The organism is Streptomyces viridosporus T7A (genome assembly GCF_008704515.1).
GTDB classification, from domain to species: domain Bacteria; phylum Actinomycetota; class Actinomycetes; order Streptomycetales; family Streptomycetaceae; genus Streptomyces; species Streptomyces viridosporus.
The window spans coordinates 1940965-1955764 of the sequence record NZ_CP023700.1 but is presented as its reverse complement, the minus strand read 5'-3'; the positions used below and the strand labels follow the sequence as shown (position 1 = coordinate 1955764).

Annotated in this window: 14 protein-coding genes and 1 pseudogene; 13 read left to right on the top strand and 2 right to left on the bottom strand. The window is 70.6% G+C overall.

Going from position 1 to position 14800, the window contains the following annotated elements; all coding sequences use genetic code 11:
* The first annotated feature begins 79 nt into the window (after window positions 1-79).
* Window positions 80-661 carry a hypothetical protein gene (locus tag CP969_RS09215; protein WP_016826990.1) on the top strand — a complete coding sequence of 194 codons (582 nt, stop codon included), beginning with the start codon at window positions 80-82 and terminating at the stop codon, window positions 659-661.
* Between the two features lie 79 nt (window positions 662-740).
* Here the strand turns inward: CP969_RS09215 and CP969_RS09210 are convergent, their stop codons facing one another.
* Window positions 741-1046 carry a ferredoxin gene (locus tag CP969_RS09210; protein ID WP_004990281.1) on the bottom strand — a complete coding sequence of 102 codons (306 nt, stop codon included), beginning with the start codon at window positions 1044-1046 and terminating at the stop codon, window positions 741-743.
* 245 nt (window positions 1047-1291) lie between these two features.
* On the opposite strand from CP969_RS09210, the gene arc reads away from it, so the two are divergent.
* From arc to prcA, 6 genes and pseudogenes are all read left to right on the top strand, one after another.
* Entirely contained in the window at window positions 1292-3058 is a 1767-nt protein-coding gene (arc, locus tag CP969_RS09200; protein ID WP_004990287.1) for a proteasome ATPase, read from the top strand.
* Window positions 3059-3290: 232 nt separating this feature from the next.
* Complete coding sequence (gene dop / locus CP969_RS09195; RefSeq protein WP_341865927.1) at window positions 3291-4802, top strand: depupylase/deamidase Dop; 1512 nt, start codon at window positions 3291-3293, stop codon at window positions 4800-4802.
* 190 nt (window positions 4803-4992) lie between these two features.
* Window positions 4993-5211: a ubiquitin-like protein Pup gene (locus CP969_RS09190; RefSeq protein WP_016826993.1), complete on the top strand. Its 219-nt coding sequence runs from the start codon at window positions 4993-4995 to the stop codon at window positions 5209-5211.
* A 170-nt stretch (window positions 5212-5381) separates the two neighbouring features.
* A pseudogene (locus CP969_RS09185) lies at window positions 5382-5573 on the top strand (endonuclease domain-containing protein); the annotation flags it as partial.
* Window positions 5525-6370 (top strand): proteasome subunit beta, encoded by an 846-nt coding sequence (gene prcB, locus CP969_RS09180; RefSeq protein WP_004990293.1) that lies wholly within the window; start codon window positions 5525-5527, stop codon window positions 6368-6370. The pseudogene CP969_RS09185 and the gene prcB, both read left to right, overlap by 49 nt.
* Window positions 6371-6444: 74 nt before the next feature.
* Entirely contained in the window at window positions 6445-7209 is a 765-nt protein-coding gene (prcA, locus tag CP969_RS09175; RefSeq protein ID WP_004990295.1) for a proteasome subunit alpha, read from the top strand.
* 117 nt (window positions 7210-7326) lie between these two features.
* Here prcA and CP969_RS09170 read toward each other — a convergent pair whose 3' ends face one another.
* The gene (locus CP969_RS09170; protein WP_078495441.1) at window positions 7327-8382 is read right to left on the bottom strand and encodes a LacI family DNA-binding transcriptional regulator; all 1056 of its coding nucleotides are present in this window, start codon (window positions 8380-8382) and stop codon (window positions 7327-7329) included.
* A 64-nt stretch (window positions 8383-8446) separates the two neighbouring features.
* Here CP969_RS09170 and CP969_RS09165 point away from each other — a divergent pair, with 64 nt between their 5' ends.
* The 6 genes from CP969_RS09165 to CP969_RS09140 all read left to right on the top strand — a co-directional run bounded on the left by CP969_RS09165 (window position 8447) and on the right by CP969_RS09140 (window position 14778).
* Entirely contained in the window at window positions 8447-9706 is a 1260-nt protein-coding gene (locus CP969_RS09165) for an MFS transporter (RefSeq protein WP_016826997.1), read from the top strand.
* A 9-nt stretch (window positions 9707-9715) separates the two neighbouring features.
* Window positions 9716-11077: a Pup--protein ligase gene (gene pafA, locus CP969_RS09160; protein ID WP_004990300.1), complete on the top strand. Its 1362-nt coding sequence runs from the start codon at window positions 9716-9718 to the stop codon at window positions 11075-11077.
* 200 nt (window positions 11078-11277) lie between these two features.
* On the top strand, window positions 11278-12258 hold the full coding sequence (locus tag CP969_RS09155; RefSeq protein WP_004990309.1) for an FKBP-type peptidyl-prolyl cis-trans isomerase: 981 nt from the start codon (window positions 11278-11280) through the stop codon (window positions 12256-12258).
* Window positions 12259-12313: 55 nt separating this feature from the next.
* Complete coding sequence (locus CP969_RS09150) at window positions 12314-12685, top strand: FKBP-type peptidyl-prolyl cis-trans isomerase (protein WP_004990310.1); 372 nt, start codon at window positions 12314-12316, stop codon at window positions 12683-12685.
* A 129-nt stretch (window positions 12686-12814) separates the two neighbouring features.
* Window positions 12815-13768, top strand: coding sequence for a helix-turn-helix transcriptional regulator (locus CP969_RS09145; RefSeq protein ID WP_016827000.1), 954 nt, complete (start codon window positions 12815-12817; stop codon window positions 13766-13768).
* Between the two features lie 17 nt (window positions 13769-13785).
* A complete protein-coding gene (locus CP969_RS09140; protein WP_078495442.1) occupies window positions 13786-14778 on the top strand; it encodes a helix-turn-helix transcriptional regulator in 993 nt (330 codons plus the stop codon).
* The last annotated feature ends 22 nt before the right edge of the window (window positions 14779-14800 follow it).

The window sequence follows — 14800 nt, the reverse complement described above, 5'->3', positions numbered from 1 at the left end:
CCGGCGTTCCCCCGCCCTGTGACGTGTGGCACGATGCTGGCCACCCCCACCGGCACAGCCCTCACAGGAGACACTCCTCGTGCAGTCTTCTTCCGCCGTCCCGGAGCTCGCCCACACGCGCACCCGCCCGATCCACTGGGTCGCCACCGCCATGGCCGTCGCCGGTGTCGTGGCCCTCTCCTCGGTCCTGCAGCCCGACGCCGCGACCGCGGCCCAGGCACCCGGACCGCAGACGAAGAGCGCCCCGGCCCCCGTCGCCCCGCCCGACCCGGCGGCCGCCGAGTTCCCGCTCGCGTGCGGCACGGTGGGCCTCGTGGTGAAGAAGGAGGCGTCCGGCGACCTCGACGGCGACGGACGCCCGGAGACGGTGGCGGTCGTCCACTGCGACGCCCCGATGGGCACCCCGCCCGACGGCGTGTACGTCCTCACCGGGGCCGCGGGGAGCGGCGCACCGCGCGTGGTCGCCACCCTCGTCGACCCCGAGGACCGCACGAACGTCGAGGACTTCGCCGTGCGTGACGGTGACGTCACCGCCACGCTCCTCGGTTACTCGTCGGACGCCGTCCCCAGTTGCTGCCCCGATGTGCGCGAGGACGTGAAGTGGCGGTGGGAGAACGGCGCGTTCGTGCGGTCCGCCCCGTCCGACGCCAAGCGTGTGTGACCCGCGCGCGGGCGTGCGTCGGGGCGCGTACCCCGGAGTGCGGGAAATCAGACCATCGTGACGCGTCGTGTCATGTTCCTCACTCGGCGTCCGGTCCGTGCACCTCGACGCCGTCCGAAACGCGACGCACGTGGATGCACTCGCCCGGGCACTCCTTGGCGGAGTCGATCACGTCGGTGAGGAGCGGCAGCGGTACGGGTGTTGCCGCACCCCTGTCCTGCAGCAGTTCGTCCTGCGGACCCTTCACGTAGGCCAGGCCGTCGATGTCCAGCTCGAACACCTCGGGCGCGTACTGGGCGCAGATGCCGTCACCGGTACACAGGTCCTGGTCGATCCAGACCTCCAGGGCCTCGCCGTCGACTCCGGCCTCCTGCTGCACGCTCATCTCTCCTGCCGTTTCCTGCGTCGAACCGGACGGGAATCCGGCCAGCTCCGACGGGTGTTGAACATGTCGACCCTACCTGTGACTGGGTTCCGATCATTTTCCGTGGGTATTCCCCTGGCGTGAGGGAGAGCGCAAGGGTGAAGATCGGACACACCCCGACCGTCTTTGTGATCTAGGGGTTTCAATCGACACCCGCCCAGGTAGGGTCTGGAAGCGTCCAGCTCCCCTTGGAGGAGGTGAGGACCGTGGCAGCCCACGACGACGACATGAACCGCGGCATCCGCCCGGGACGCGGGTCCGACGACCCGGCCGGGCAGATTGCCTACCTTGAGCAGGAGATCGCCGTCCTGCGACGCAAGCTCGCCGACTCTCCGCGACACACGAGGATTCTCGAAGAGCGGATCGTCGAGCTGCAGACCAACCTGGCCGGCGTGTCCGCCCAGAACGAACGACTCGCCGGCACGCTCCGTGAGGCCCGTGACCAGATCGTGGCCCTCAAGGAGGAGGTCGACCGGCTGGCACAGCCGCCGGCCGGCTTCGGGGTCTTCCTCACGGCGAACGAGGACGGCACGGCCGACATCTTCACCGGCGGCCGCAAGCTCCGGGTGAACGTCAGTCCCAGCGTCGAGCTCGACGAGCTCCGGCGCGGCCAGGAAGTGATGCTCAACGAAGCGCTCAACGTGGTCGAGGCCATGGAGTTCGAGCGTGTCGGCGACATCGTCACCCTCAAGGAGATCCTGGAGGACGGCGAGCGGGCCCTGGTGCTCGGGCACACCGACGAGGAGCGGGTGGTACGGCTCGCCGAGCCGCTGCTGGGCGTCACCATCCGCCCCGGGGACGCCCTGCTGCTGGAGCCCCGCTCCGGGTACGTCTACGAGGTCGTGCCCAAGAGCGAGGTCGAGGAACTCGTCCTCGAAGAGGTCCCCGACATCGGCTACGAGCAGATCGGCGGCCTCGGCAACCAGATCGAGGCCATCCGCGACGCGGTCGAGTTGCCGTACCTCTACCCCGACCTGTTCAAGGAGCACGAACTGCGGCCGCCCAAGGGCGTGCTGCTCTACGGGCCCCCCGGATGCGGCAAGACGCTCATCGCCAAGGCCGTCGCCAACTCGCTGGCCAAGAAGGTCGCCGAGGTCACCGGCCAGGCCGCCGGCAAGAGCTTCTTCCTCAACATCAAGGGCCCCGAGCTGCTGAACAAGTACGTCGGCGAGACCGAGCGGCAGATCCGCCTCGTCTTCCAGCGGGCCCGGGAGAAGGCCAGCGAGGGCACTCCCGTGATCGTCTTCTTCGACGAGATGGAGTCCCTCTTCCGCACCCGCGGCTCCGGCGTCAGCTCCGACGTGGAGAACACCATCGTCCCGCAGCTCCTCGCCGAGATCGACGGCGTGGAGGGCCTGCAGAACGTGGTCGTGATCGGTGCCTCCAACCGCGAGGACATGATCGACCCCGCCATCCTGCGGCCCGGCCGGCTGGACGTGAAGATCAAGATCGAGCGTCCGGACGCCGAGGCGGCCAAGGACATCTTCGGCAAGTACCTCACCGAGCGCCTCCCCCTGCACGGCGACGACCTCACCGAGCACGGCGGCGACAAGGGCATGACGGTCCAGAGCATGATCCAGACCGCCGTGGAACAGATGTACGCCGAATCCGAGGAGAACCGCTTCCTGGAAGTCACCTACGCGAACGGCGACAAGGAAGTCCTCTACTTCAAGGACTTCAATTCCGGCGCCATGATCGAGAACATCGTGGGCCGCGCCAAGAAGATGGCGATCAAGGACTTCCTCGAGAAGAACCAGAAGGGCCTCCGCGTCTCCCACCTGCTCCAGGCCTGTGTGGACGAGTTCAAGGAGAACGAGGACCTGCCCAACACCACCAACCCGGACGACTGGGCCCGCATCTCCGGAAAGAAGGGCGAGCGGATCGTTTACATCCGTACCCTCATCACCGGAAAGCAGGGTGCGGACACCGGACGCTCCATCGACACGGTGGCGAACACCGGTCAGTACCTGTAAAAGCCAGGGCGGCTGCGGGTGCCTCCGACGGGTACCCGCAGCCGACTGCTTTTCGGGGCCACGGCTGGAGCACAGCAATGACGCAAATGATCTCCCCACCAGCGCAAAGGCGTTCTAGGCTCGTCGGTACCGCCGAGTCGCGCAGTGCGGGGACGGGCACCGCACACGCACCGGAGCGCCGGCGGAGCAGCAGCGTCTCCGACCGGGGACGCCGCCGGGCAAGGAGGGCCGCATGACCGTACGGCGAGTAATGGGCATCGAGACGGAGTACGGGATCTCCGTCCCCGGTCACCCCAACGCCAATGCCATGCTCACCTCGTCCCAGATCGTGAACGCCTACGCGGCCGCGATGCACCGGGCCCGCCGGGCCCGCTGGGATTTCGAGGAGGAGAACCCGCTGCGGGACGCGCGAGGCTTCGACCTGGCCCGCGAGGCCGCCGACGCCAGCCAGCTCACCGACGAGGACATCGGCCTGGCCAATGTGATCCTCACCAACGGTGCGCGGCTCTACGTCGACCACGCCCATCCCGAGTACAGCGCCCCCGAGGTCACCAACCCGCGCGACGCCGTCCTGTGGGACAAGGCCGGCGAGCGGATCATGGCCGAGGCGGCGGAACGGGCCGCCCAGCTGCCGGGGGCCCAGCCGATCCACCTCTACAAGAACAACACCGACAACAAGGGCGCCTCCTACGGCACGCACGAGAACTACCTGATGAAGCGGGAGACCCCCTTCTCGGACATCGTGCGCCACCTGACGCCGTTCTTCGTCTCCCGCCAGGTCTTCGCCGGGGCCGGCCGCGTCGGCATCGGCCAGGACGGCCACGAGCACGGTTTCCAGCTCAGCCAGCGCGCGGACTACTTCGAGGTCGAGGTGGGCCTGGAGACCACGCTGAAGCGCCCGATCATCAACACCCGCGACGAGCCGCACGCCGACGCCGAGAAGTACCGCCGGCTGCACGTGATCATCGGCGACGCCAACCTGTCGGAGATCTCGACGTACCTGAAGCTGGGGACGACGGCACTGGTCCTGTCCATGATCGAGGACGGCTTCATCGCGGTGGACCTGGCGGTGGACCAGCCGGTCCGCACCCTGCACCAGGTCTCGCACGATCCGTCGCTGAAGCGGCTCGTCACGCTCCGCAGCGGGCGGACGCTCACCGCGGTCCAGCTCCAGATGGAGTACTTCGAGCTGTCCCGCAAGTACGTGGAGGAGCGGTTCGGGGCGGACGCCGACGAGCAGACCAAGGACGTCCTGGCGCGTTGGGAGGACACCCTCAGCCGTCTGGAGAACGACCCGATGAGCCTGGCCGGCGAGCTGGACTGGGTCGCCAAGCGGGAACTCATGGAGGGCTACCGGCGCAGGGACGCCCTGGACTGGGACGCCGCCCGGCTGCACCTGGTGGACCTCCAGTACGCCGACGTACGCCCCGACAAGGGCCTGTACAACCGTCTGGTGGCCCGGGGCAGGATGAAGCGGCTGCTGGACGAGGCGGAGGTCGAGCGGGCCCGTACGGCGCCTCCTGAGGACACCCGCGCGTACTTCCGCGGACGGTGCCTGGAGCAGTACGCGGACGACGTCGCGGCGGCCTCCTGGGACTCGGTGATCTTCGATCTGCCGGGCCGGGACTCGCTCCAGCGGGTCCCCACCCTGGAGCCGCTTCGCGGAACGCGTAATCACGTCAAGGCCCTCCTGGACCGCTGCCGCACGGCGGAAGACCTGGTCAGGGTGTTGTCCGGGGGTTGAGCCGGGGCTGAGCGGGTATCCACGGGTACCCGGGAAGGGGCGGCCGGACAGGGTGGAAAATCCCAGGTCCGGGAATCATCGAGATGGTCCCCGTACGTTGGAGCAACTACGGGGGCGCGGTCGGACCCGGCTTGTAGGGTCGGATCCTGACCGAGCAACTGTGTCGGGCGAACCGAGCGGGGTGAGGGTGATGGCGACCAAGGACACCGGCGGCGGACAGCAGAAGGCCACCCGGTCCACCGAGGAGGTCGAGGAGCAGGCGCAGGAGGCGCAGGCTTCGGAGGACCTCAAGGAGCGTCACGAGAAGCTGAGCGACGACGTGGACGACGTCCTCGACGAGATCGACGACGTCCTCGAGGCCAACGCCGAGGACTTCGTGAGGTCATTCGTTCAAAAGGGTGGCCAGTAGGCCGCTGCGACCTTCGGATCGAAGGTCGTATGCGGGGGTCGTGGGCGCAGAAAGCGCAGAGGGCGAAGCACTGCTCGCGGTTCGGGACGTCCGGGCCGCGGGCAGTCCTCGCCGGTGGCGAGGCGGCCCGCTCCGGCGGGCCGCGGACCCACCGCCGCGCAGGTCCGACGTCTCCCGCGGCGCATGTGGATCACCGCCGCAAGGCGGGTAGGGTCCGTGGCGTACTGTGCTTCAGCCGCCGTGCCGGGCTGGGGCGGTTCAAGGAACGGCCCGATGCCATAAGGCGGGCTGCCGCATACGTGGAAGGAATCGCGTGGAAGCCAACACTCGTAGCACCGGGCGTCTCCCTGCTGCCTTCCTGACGCCAGGATCCTCCTCCTTCATGGACTTCCTCTCCGAGCACCAGCCGGAACTGCTGCCCGGGAAGAGGAAGTTGCCGCCCGTCCAGGGCGCGATCGAGGCGCCGCACGGCACCACGATCGTGGCCGTGACCTTCCCGGGCGGGGTCGTGCTCGCCGGTGACCGGCGGGCCACCATGGGCAACGTCATCGCGCAGCGGGACATCGAGAAGGTGTTCCCCGCCGACGAGTACTCGGCGGTGGGCATCGCCGGTACGGCGGGGCTGGCCGTGGAGATGGTGAAGCTGTTCCAGCTGGAGCTGGAGCACTTCGAGAAGGTCGAGGGCGCCCAGCTGTCGCTGGAGGGCAAGGCGAACCGGCTGTCGACGATGATCCGTTCGAACCTGGGCATGGCCATGCAGGGGCTGGCCGTGGTGCCGCTGTTCGCCGGGTACGACGTGGACCGGGACCAGGGGCGGATCTTCTCCTACGACGTCACGGGCGGGCGTTCGGAGGAACAGGGGTACGCGGCCACCGGTTCCGGGTCGATCTTCGCGCGCGGGGCGATGAAGAAGCTGTTCCGGGACGACCTGAGCGAGGCCGAGGCCACCACGCTGGTGGTGCAGGCCCTGTACGACGCGGCAGACGACGACTCGGCGACCGGTGGTCCCGATGTCGCCCGCCGGATCTATCCGATCGTCACCGTGATCACCGAGGACGGTTTCCGCCGGCTCTCCGAGGAGGAGGCGTCCGGGATCGCCCGGTCCGTGCTGGAGCGGCGGCTGGAGCAGCCGGACGGTCCGCGGGCGGCGCTGCTGTAGAGGCGGCGCGGGCGGTTTGTTGGTTCAGGGTCCAGGGTGGTCCAGTGACTTCGACAGAAAGGGACGGATAACCGGTGTCGACGCCGTTCTATGTCTCACCCCAGCAGGCGATGGCCGACCGGGCGGAGTACGCCCGCAAAGGCATCGCCCGTGGCCGCAGCCTGGTTGTGCTGCAGTACGCCGACGGCATCGTGTTCGTCGGTGAGAACCCGTCCCGTGCGCTGCACAAGTTCAGCGAGATCTACGACCGGATCGGCTTCGCCGCGGCCGGCAAGTACAACGAGTACGAGAACCTGCGGATCGGGGGCGTGCGCTACGCCGACCTGCGGGGTTACACCTACGACCGGGCCGATGTGACGGCCCGGGGCCTGGCGAACGTGTACGCGCAGACGCTGGGCACGATCTTCTCCAGCGTGGGGGAGAAGCCGTACGAGGTGGAGCTGGTGGTGGCCGAGGTCGGGGAGACCCCGGAGCAGGACCAGATCTACCGGCTGCCGCACGACGGCTCCATCGTGGACGAGCACGGCTCGGTGGCGGTGGGGGGCAACGCGGAGCAGATCAGCGGGTACCTGGACCAGCGGCACCGGGACGGGATGACGCTGGCGGAGGCGCTGAAGCTGGCCGTCCAGTCGTTGTCGCGGGACACCAACGGCAGTGAGCGGGAGATTCCCGCGGAGCGGCTGGAGGTGGCGGTGCTGGACCGTACGCGGCCCCAGAAGCGCAAGTTCCGGCGGATCGGCGGACGGCAGTTGTCGCGGCTGCTGGAGGCCGGGAGCGCGGCGACGGCGTCGGAGGCGGGAACGGACGCGGGGACCGAGTCCGGAGGGGACGTGGAGTAGTCCCGGCCGCGTCCGAGGTTTCGCCGCGCGCCCCGACCGGTCGGTCGGGGCGCGCGGCGTGTGTCCGCGGCGGGCCGAGCGGGGCGGGGGCGTGCGGCCGCGGGCAGGCCCCTCGGCTCAGTGGGACCGTGCCGGCCCGGTCGAGCCCCTCACCACCAGCTCGACCGGGATGTCGCCCGCTTCGGGGGCGCGGTCGTCCAGGACGGCGAGGAGGGCCTGCATGCCGCGTTCGCCGAAGAGCTCCGCGTCCAGGCGGACCGTGGTGAGCTCCGGGTCGATCGCGGTGGCCAGGGCCAGGTCGTCCAGGCCGGTGACGGAGAGGTCGTCGGGGATGCGCAGGCCCAGGCGGCGGGCCGCCTTGTAGACGCCGGCCGCCAGCTGGTCGTCGTCGCAGACCACGGCGGTGGGACGGTCGGGACCGCGGAGCGCGGTGTGCGCCGCGGCCTCGGCGCCCTTGATGGAGATCGGGGACCCCGTCGTGCGGAGGGACGTGCCGGGGACCTTCCGCAGCCGGGCCGCGAGTTCGCGGGCGCGTACCTCGAAGGTCCAGGAGGCCACGTCCGCGGCCAGGTGGAGGAAGCGGCGGTGGCCCAGGGCGAGCAGGTGGTCGGTGACCCGGCGGACGCCGTCGGCGATGTCGAGGTTGACCGTGGCCGCGCCCGTGGTGCCGTCGGGGTCGCTGTCCAGCATCACCAGGGGGAGCTGGTCGCCGCGGATCGCGGTGAGGGCTTCGGCGGCCATGGAGGAGGCGATGACGCCGTCCAGGGCGGCCTGGGCGGAGGCGAAGGGGTCGCGGGCGGGGCCGATGCCCTCGGGTGAGGGGTAGAGGACCACGCCGAAGCCGTGCCGGGAGGCGACCCGGGCGGCTCCCGTGTAGACGCCCGCGAAGAACTCCGTGGTGAGGGCGGGGACGACCAGGAGGACCGTGCGGGTGCGGCCGAGGCGGAGGTTGCGGGCGGCGAGGTTGGGCCGGTACCCCAGGGTGCGGGCGGCCTCGCGGACGCGCTGGGCCGTGGCCTCGGAGACCCGGCCGCGCCACTTGTCGCCGAGGACCAGGGAGACCGCGGCCTGGGAGACGCCGGCGGCCTGGGCCACGTCCCTGCTCGTGGGGCGGGTGCTGGCTCGTGCCACCGTCGGGCCACTCCTTCGTCTGGACTGGTGAACAGCGGACATGGTACGTATGAACGGTTCCGTTATACGTAAAACCTCGATGGGTGACATGAGTGGGGGGCTCGGCATGGCCACGGGATACCTGGAGCTCCTCCGGGCACGGCACGCCGCCCGGCTGCTCGCGGGCACCCTGGTGGGACGGCTGCCCAACGCGACCGCAGCCATCGCGATCGTGCTGTTCGTGCGTGCGGAAGGCGGTACGTACAGCCTGGCCGGTGCGCTGGCCGCGGTGTACGGGGCCGCCAACGCCGTGGGGCAGCCGGTGCTGGGACGGCTGGTGGACCTGAGGGGGCAGCCGGCGGTGCAGTTGCCCGCCGCCGTGCTGTCGGCGCTGGCGATGGCCGTGTTCGCCTTCACGGGGACCGGGCAGGCGGTGGTGGCCTGGACCGCCGTGGCCGCCGCGGGGCTCTTCACACCGCCCCTCGAGGGCGGGCTGCGGGCGCTGTGGCCCTCGGTGCTGCCCAAGGAGGACCAGGTGCACCGGGCGTACGCCCTGGACGCCGTGGCGCAGGAGGTGATGTTCACCGTCGGGCCGCTGCTGGTGACGGTGTGCACCTCGCTGTGGTCGGCCCGGGCCGCGCTGCTCGTGCTGAACGTCGTCGGAGTGCTGGGCGCGCTGTCGGTGGTCCTCTCGCCGCCCTCGCGCGCGTGGCGGTCGGCGCCGCGCGAGGCGCACTGGCTGGGCGCGTTGCGCTCGCCGGGGCTGCTCGCGCTGCTGGGCGCCTTCCTGTTCGTGGGGATCGCGCTGGGATCCATCACCGTGGCGGCGGTGTCGTACGCGGACGGGCACGGCGGCGACCGGGTGTACGGCTGGCTGATGGCGGGCCTGGGCCTCGGTGCGCTCGTCGGCGGTGCGGTGTACGGGGCGCGGCAGTGGAGCGGCGCGCCCGCGAGGCGACTGCGGGTGCTGGTGGCCCTCCTGGCGGCGTGTTACCTGCCGCTGACCCTGATGCCGGGCGCGGTGGCCATGACGTTGCTCACCGTGGTCGCCGGTCTCTTCCTCGCCCCGGTCATCGCCTGCGCCTTCGTCCTGGTCGACCGGCACGCGCCGCGCGGGACGGTCACGGAGGCGTTCTCCTGGCTGGTGACGACGTTCACCGTGGGCGCGTCGGTCGGAACGGGACTCACGGGCCCGGTCGTCGAGGCGGGCGGTGCCCTGTGGGGGTTCGTCGTACCGGGCGTCGCGGGCGGTGTGTCGCTACTGGTTTTGATCGCCACCGGACGGGTATTGCAAGTTCCGGCCGAAAGTGCGGTAGTTGCGGCTCGTTCGGAAAATGATCCGAACCGTGCCCTCGAACCCCGTTTCAGTTCGGGGGATCAGGCGTAATGTTCCAGCATGGACCGCCGCATTTTCGGGCTGGAGAACGAGTACGGCGTCACGTGCACGTTCAGGGGACAGCGGCGCCTGTCTCCTGACGAGGTGGCGCGGTACCTCTTCCGCCGTGTTGTGTCATGGGGCCGAAGCAGCAACGTCTTTCTGCGGAACGGCGCCCGCCTCTATCTCGACGTGGGGTCACATCCGGAATACGCCACACCCGAATGTGACAACGTGACCGAGCTGGTCACCCACGACAAGGCCGGCGAGCGCATTCTCGAAGGACTCCTGGTGGACGCGGAACGACGCCTGCACGAGGAGGGCATCGCGGGCGACGTCTACCTCTTCAAGAACAACACCGACTCGGCGGGCAACTCCTACGGGTGCCACGAGAACTACCTGGTGGCCCGGCACGGGGAGTTCTCCCGACTCGCGGACATCCTCATCCCGTTCCTGGTCACGCGCCAGCTGCTGTGCGGTGCCGGCAAGGTGCTGCAGACGCCGCGCGGCGCCGTGTACTGCGTCAGCCAGCGGGCCGAGCACATCTGGGAGGGCGTCTCCTCGGCGACGACCCGCTCCCGGCCGATCATCAACACGCGGGACGAGCCGCACGCGGACGCCGAGCGCTACCGGCGCCTGCACGTCATCGTGGGCGACTCGAACATGTCCGAGACGACCATGCTGCTCAAGGTCGGGGCCACCGACCTGGTGCTGCGCATGATCGAGGCGGGCACCGTGATGCGCGACCTCACCCTGGAGAACCCGATCCGGGCGATCCGCGAGGTCAGCCACGACATCACCGGACGGCGCAAGGTGCGCCTGGCCAGCGGCCGGGAGGCCTCCGCGCTGGAGGTGCAGCGCGAGTACTACGAGAAGGCGCTGGACTTCTGCGAGCGCCGCGGCATCCGCACCGGCATCACCGAGCAGGTGCTGGAGCTGTGGGGCCGCACGCTGGACGCGATCGAGTCCGAGGACCTCGACCGCATCGGCACCGAGATCGACTGGGTCATGAAGTACAAGCTCCTCGAGCGGTACCGGGCCAAGCACAACATGACCATGTCGCACCCGCGGGTCGCGCAGATAGACCTCGCCTACCACGACATCCACCGCCGTCGTGGCCTGTACTACCTGCTGGAGAAGAGGGGGCAGGCGGCCCGGATCTGCAACGACGTGAAGATCTTCGAGGGCAAGTCGGTACCGCCGCAGACCACCCGGGCCCGGCTGCGCGGCGACTTCATCCGGCGGGCCCAGGAGCAGCGCCGCGACTTCACCGTCGACTGGGTCCACCTCAAGCTCAACGACCAGGCCCAGCGGACCGTGCTGTGCAAGGACCCGTTCCGCTCGGTGGACGAGCGGGTGGAGAAGCTGATCGCAGGCATGTGAGCGAACGCCCGGTGCCCGGAGCCCCTCGGGGTCTCCGGGCACCGGGCGTTCCCCCGCGGGGGAGGGGATCGGCGGCGTCCGCTGCCCGTGTGTTCGTGCGGCGTCCACGGCGGCGGCGTGCCCCGGGTGAGCCGTGTGCGGAGCGCGTACGTCGTAGAGTGGCGGCCATTGCCCCCCACCCCCGATTCCCAGTGGGACTGATGAACTACAACATGAAACGACACGTCGCGGCCCTGCTGGCGGTCCCCGCGCTGCTGCTCACCGCCGCGTGCGGGTCGGACGACGACAGCAACGGCGACGCGAAGGGAGGCGTCGCCCAGGTCGACGGGAAGGCCGGGGAGAAGCCCGAGATCTCCGTGCCCAAGGACGGCAAGCCGTCCCGGAAGACCGTGGTCGAGACGGTCTCGGAAGGCAGCGGGAGCGCGATCAAGGCCTCCGACTACGTCCGGCTGGACTGGACCGTCGAGAAGTGGGGCGGCGACCAGGAGCTCGGCGGCACCTGGGCCGCGCCCTCGACGGGCGGCAAGACGCCCCGGCAGCAGTCCGTGGAGCAGATCGGCAAGCCGAGCCGGCAACTGCCCGTCAAGGTCCTGGACGCCGTGAAGGGCAAGAAGCCGGGCAGCCGGATCCTCGTCCAGGGCACCGCGGGCGATCTGATCGGCGAGAACCTGAACCCCTCGTCCGGCATCACCGAGAAGGACGTGCTGATCTGGGTGGTCGACCCGGTCGGTGCCGCCCCCGTCGACGCCAAGGCCGAGGCCGAGGGCGAGCAGGCGGCCCCCGAGGAGGGCATGCCGGAGGTGAAGGCCCCGTCGCAGAAGGCCGCGACCATCACCGTCCCCAAGGGCGTCAAGGCCCCCAAGGACCTCGAGCAGCAGGTGCTGATCAAGGGCGACGGCAAGAAGGTCGAGGCCGGCCAGGGACTCATCGCCCAGTACACGGGCGTCAAGTGGGAGGACGGCAAGAAGTTCGACTCCTCCTGGGACCACGGGGGCGCCACCGCCTTCCAGATCGGCACCGGTGCCGTGGTGGCGGGCTGGGACCAGGGCCTCGTCGGCAAGAACGTGGGCGACCGGGTCCTGCTGGTGATCCCGCCCTCCCTCGGCTACGGCGCCAGCCCCGACAGCGAGCTGGCCAAGAACACGCTGGTCTTCGTGGTGGACATCCTCGGCACCGTCTGACCCGGAAGTCTGTGAGACTGTCCGCGACGCAGGTCACGCGACAAGGAGAGAAAAAGTGAGCATCGACAAGCCCGAGATCGACTTCCCGGGCGGCGAGCCCCCGGCGGACCTCGAGATCAAGGACATCTGGGAGGGCGACGGCGAGGTGGCGCGGGCGGGCCAGACCGTCACCGTCCACTACGTCGGGGTCGCCTTCAGCACGGGCGAGGAGTTCGACGCCAGCTGGAACCGCGGCACCCCCTTCCGCTTCCCGCTGGGCGCCGGCCGGGTCATCCAGGGCTGGGACCAGGGCGTGCAGGGCATGAAGGTCGGCGGCCGCCGCCAGCTGACCATCCCCGCCCACCTCGCCTACGGCGACCAGAGCCCCACCCCGGCGATCAAGCCCGGCGAGACCCTGATCTTCGTGGTCGACCTGCTCGGGGTCTGACCGCGGTACGACAGGACCCGATCATCCGGGGCCCATGCCTGTCCGGGCGTGGGCCCTCGGCTTTGGTCAGGGCACCGCGGAGCGGTACGGTCGTCCGTCGTAAGCACCACAGGGAGGCGAAGGGCGTCGATGGCCATTGCCAAGGCCGAGCGGCTGATGAATCTGGCGCTGTGTCTGCTCGGGACGCGGCGGCCGCTCAGCAAGCGCGAGCTGCGCGAGTCCATCGAGGCCTATCTGGAAGCAGGGTCCGACGACTCCTTCAACCGGATGTTCGAGCGCGACAAGGACGATCTGCGCGAGCTCGGACTGGTCATCGAGACCGTCGAGGGCCTCGACGGCGAGATCGGCTACCTGGCCCGCCGCGACAGCAACCGGCTGCCGCCCATCACCCTCGACGCCGAGGAGGCCGCCGCGCTGGGGCTGGCCGCCAAGGTGTGGCAGCAGGCCCGGCTCGCGGGCGCGGCCAGCGGTGCCCTGCAGAAGCTGCGCGCGGCCGGACTGCCCGAGGACGTCGATCCGTACGGGCCGCACGGCGCGCTCGAGCCGCGCATCCCCGTGCACGAGGCCGCGTTCGAGCCGCTGATGCTGGCCTGCCGCGACCGCCGGCCGGTCGTCTTCGACTACCGCAAGGCGAGCGCCGCCCAGCCCGAGCAGCGGCACGTCGAGCCGTGGGCGCTGGAGTGCTGGCGCGGCCACTGGTACCTGGCCGGCTGGGACCGGGACCGGGGGGCCGAGCGGGTCTTCCGGCTCTCCCGGATCACCGGCAAGGTGCGCTCGCGCGGCGGCCGCTGCACCGCGCCGGTGCCCGACGTCGTCACCGTGCGCGAGACCGTGGCGAGCTGGGCGGGGGAGACCGCCGACCGCTCGGCGCGGATCCGGCTGCGTTCGAACGCCGGTTACCCCCTTCGGGCGAAGGCCACCGCGGTGCGGGAACTCGGTGACGGGTGGGACGAGTTGGAGATTCCGTACGGGCACGGCCTGGATGCCTGGCTGGTGGAGTTCGGCCCGGACGTGGTGGTCCTGGAGCCCGCCGAGCTGCGGGCCGACGTGGTGGACCGGCTGCGTGCCGTGGCCAAGGGCTGAGGAGAGCGGACGAGAACGTGGCAGGCAAACCGGTCAGGCCCGTGAACGCCATCGACCAGACCCGGCGGATGCTCTCCCTGGTGACGTACCTGCGGGAGCGCCCCGGAGCCCGTGTCGAGGACGTGGCGCGCGCCTTCGGCATCACCGAGGACGAACTGGTCTCCGACCTCGACGTGCTGCCCATGTGCGGCACCAGCTTCCGCGGCGGCGACCTGCTGGACATCGACACCGACGGCGAGCGCATCTGGTGGCACAACCCCGCCGCGCTCGGCGCGGAGGCCGCCGAGCCGCTGCGGCTCGCCGCCGACGAGGCCACCGCCCTGCTGGTCGCCGCCCGCGCCGTGGCCACGCTGCCCGGACTGCGCGAGAGCGACCGGCAGGCGCTGCTGCGGGCCACGGCGAAGGTGGAGGCGGCGGCCGGTGAGGCGGCCGGCGCCAGCTCCCGGCTCTCGGTGACCTTCGAGTCGGAGGGCGGCGTCTTCGCCGACGTCGACCGGGCCATCGCCGAGCGCCGCCGCCTGTGGATCCGCTACTACTCGCCCGCGCGCGACGAGGTCACCGAGCGCGAGATCGACCCCATCCGGCTGGTCAGCGTCGGCCACACCTACGTCGAGGCCTGGTGCCGCCGCTCCGAGGCGCGCCGCACCTTCCGGCTCGACCGGGTCGCCGAGATCAGGATCCTGGACGAGCCCTCCGCGCCGCCCGAGGTCGAGCTGCGGGACCTGTCGGAAGGACTGGTGCAGCCCGCGGCCGAGGACCCGGAAGTGGTGGTCGAGGTCGGGCCGGGCGGGCGCTGGGTCGCCGAGTACTACCCGCACGACAGCGCGGATGAGCTTCCCGACGGCGGGCTGCGCATCACCCTGCGCACCCCCGATCCGGCCTCGCTCAGACGACTGGCGCTGAGGCTCGGGCGGGACGGGCGGATCGTCGAGCCGCGTGAGCTCGCCGACAGCGCCCGACAGGCCGCCCGCGAGGCGCTGGCGGCGTACGACGGGGACGAGGCGGCCTGATGGGCGGGGCCGTGCGGGACGC

Coding starts and splice junctions, on each gene's coding strand:
- CP969_RS09165 (WP_016826997.1), top strand. CDS start 8,447: ATGGCCACGGGATACCTGGAGCTCCTCCGGGCACGGCACGCCGCCCGG.
- CP969_RS09210 (WP_004990281.1), bottom strand. CDS start 1,046: ATGAGCGTGCAGCAGGAGGCCGGAGTCGACGGCGAGGCCCTGGAGGTC.
- CP969_RS09145 (WP_016827000.1), top strand. CDS start 12,815: ATGGCCATTGCCAAGGCCGAGCGGCTGATGAATCTGGCGCTGTGTCTG.
- CP969_RS09190 (WP_016826993.1), top strand. CDS start 4,993: ATGGCGACCAAGGACACCGGCGGCGGACAGCAGAAGGCCACCCGGTCC.
- CP969_RS09170 (WP_078495441.1), bottom strand. CDS start 8,382: ATGTCCGCTGTTCACCAGTCCAGACGAAGGAGTGGCCCGACGGTGGCA.
- dop (WP_341865927.1), top strand. CDS start 3,291: ATGACCGTACGGCGAGTAATGGGCATCGAGACGGAGTACGGGATCTCC.
- pafA (WP_004990300.1), top strand. CDS start 9,716: ATGGACCGCCGCATTTTCGGGCTGGAGAACGAGTACGGCGTCACGTGC.
- CP969_RS09155 (WP_004990309.1), top strand. CDS start 11,278: ATGAACTACAACATGAAACGACACGTCGCGGCCCTGCTGGCGGTCCCC.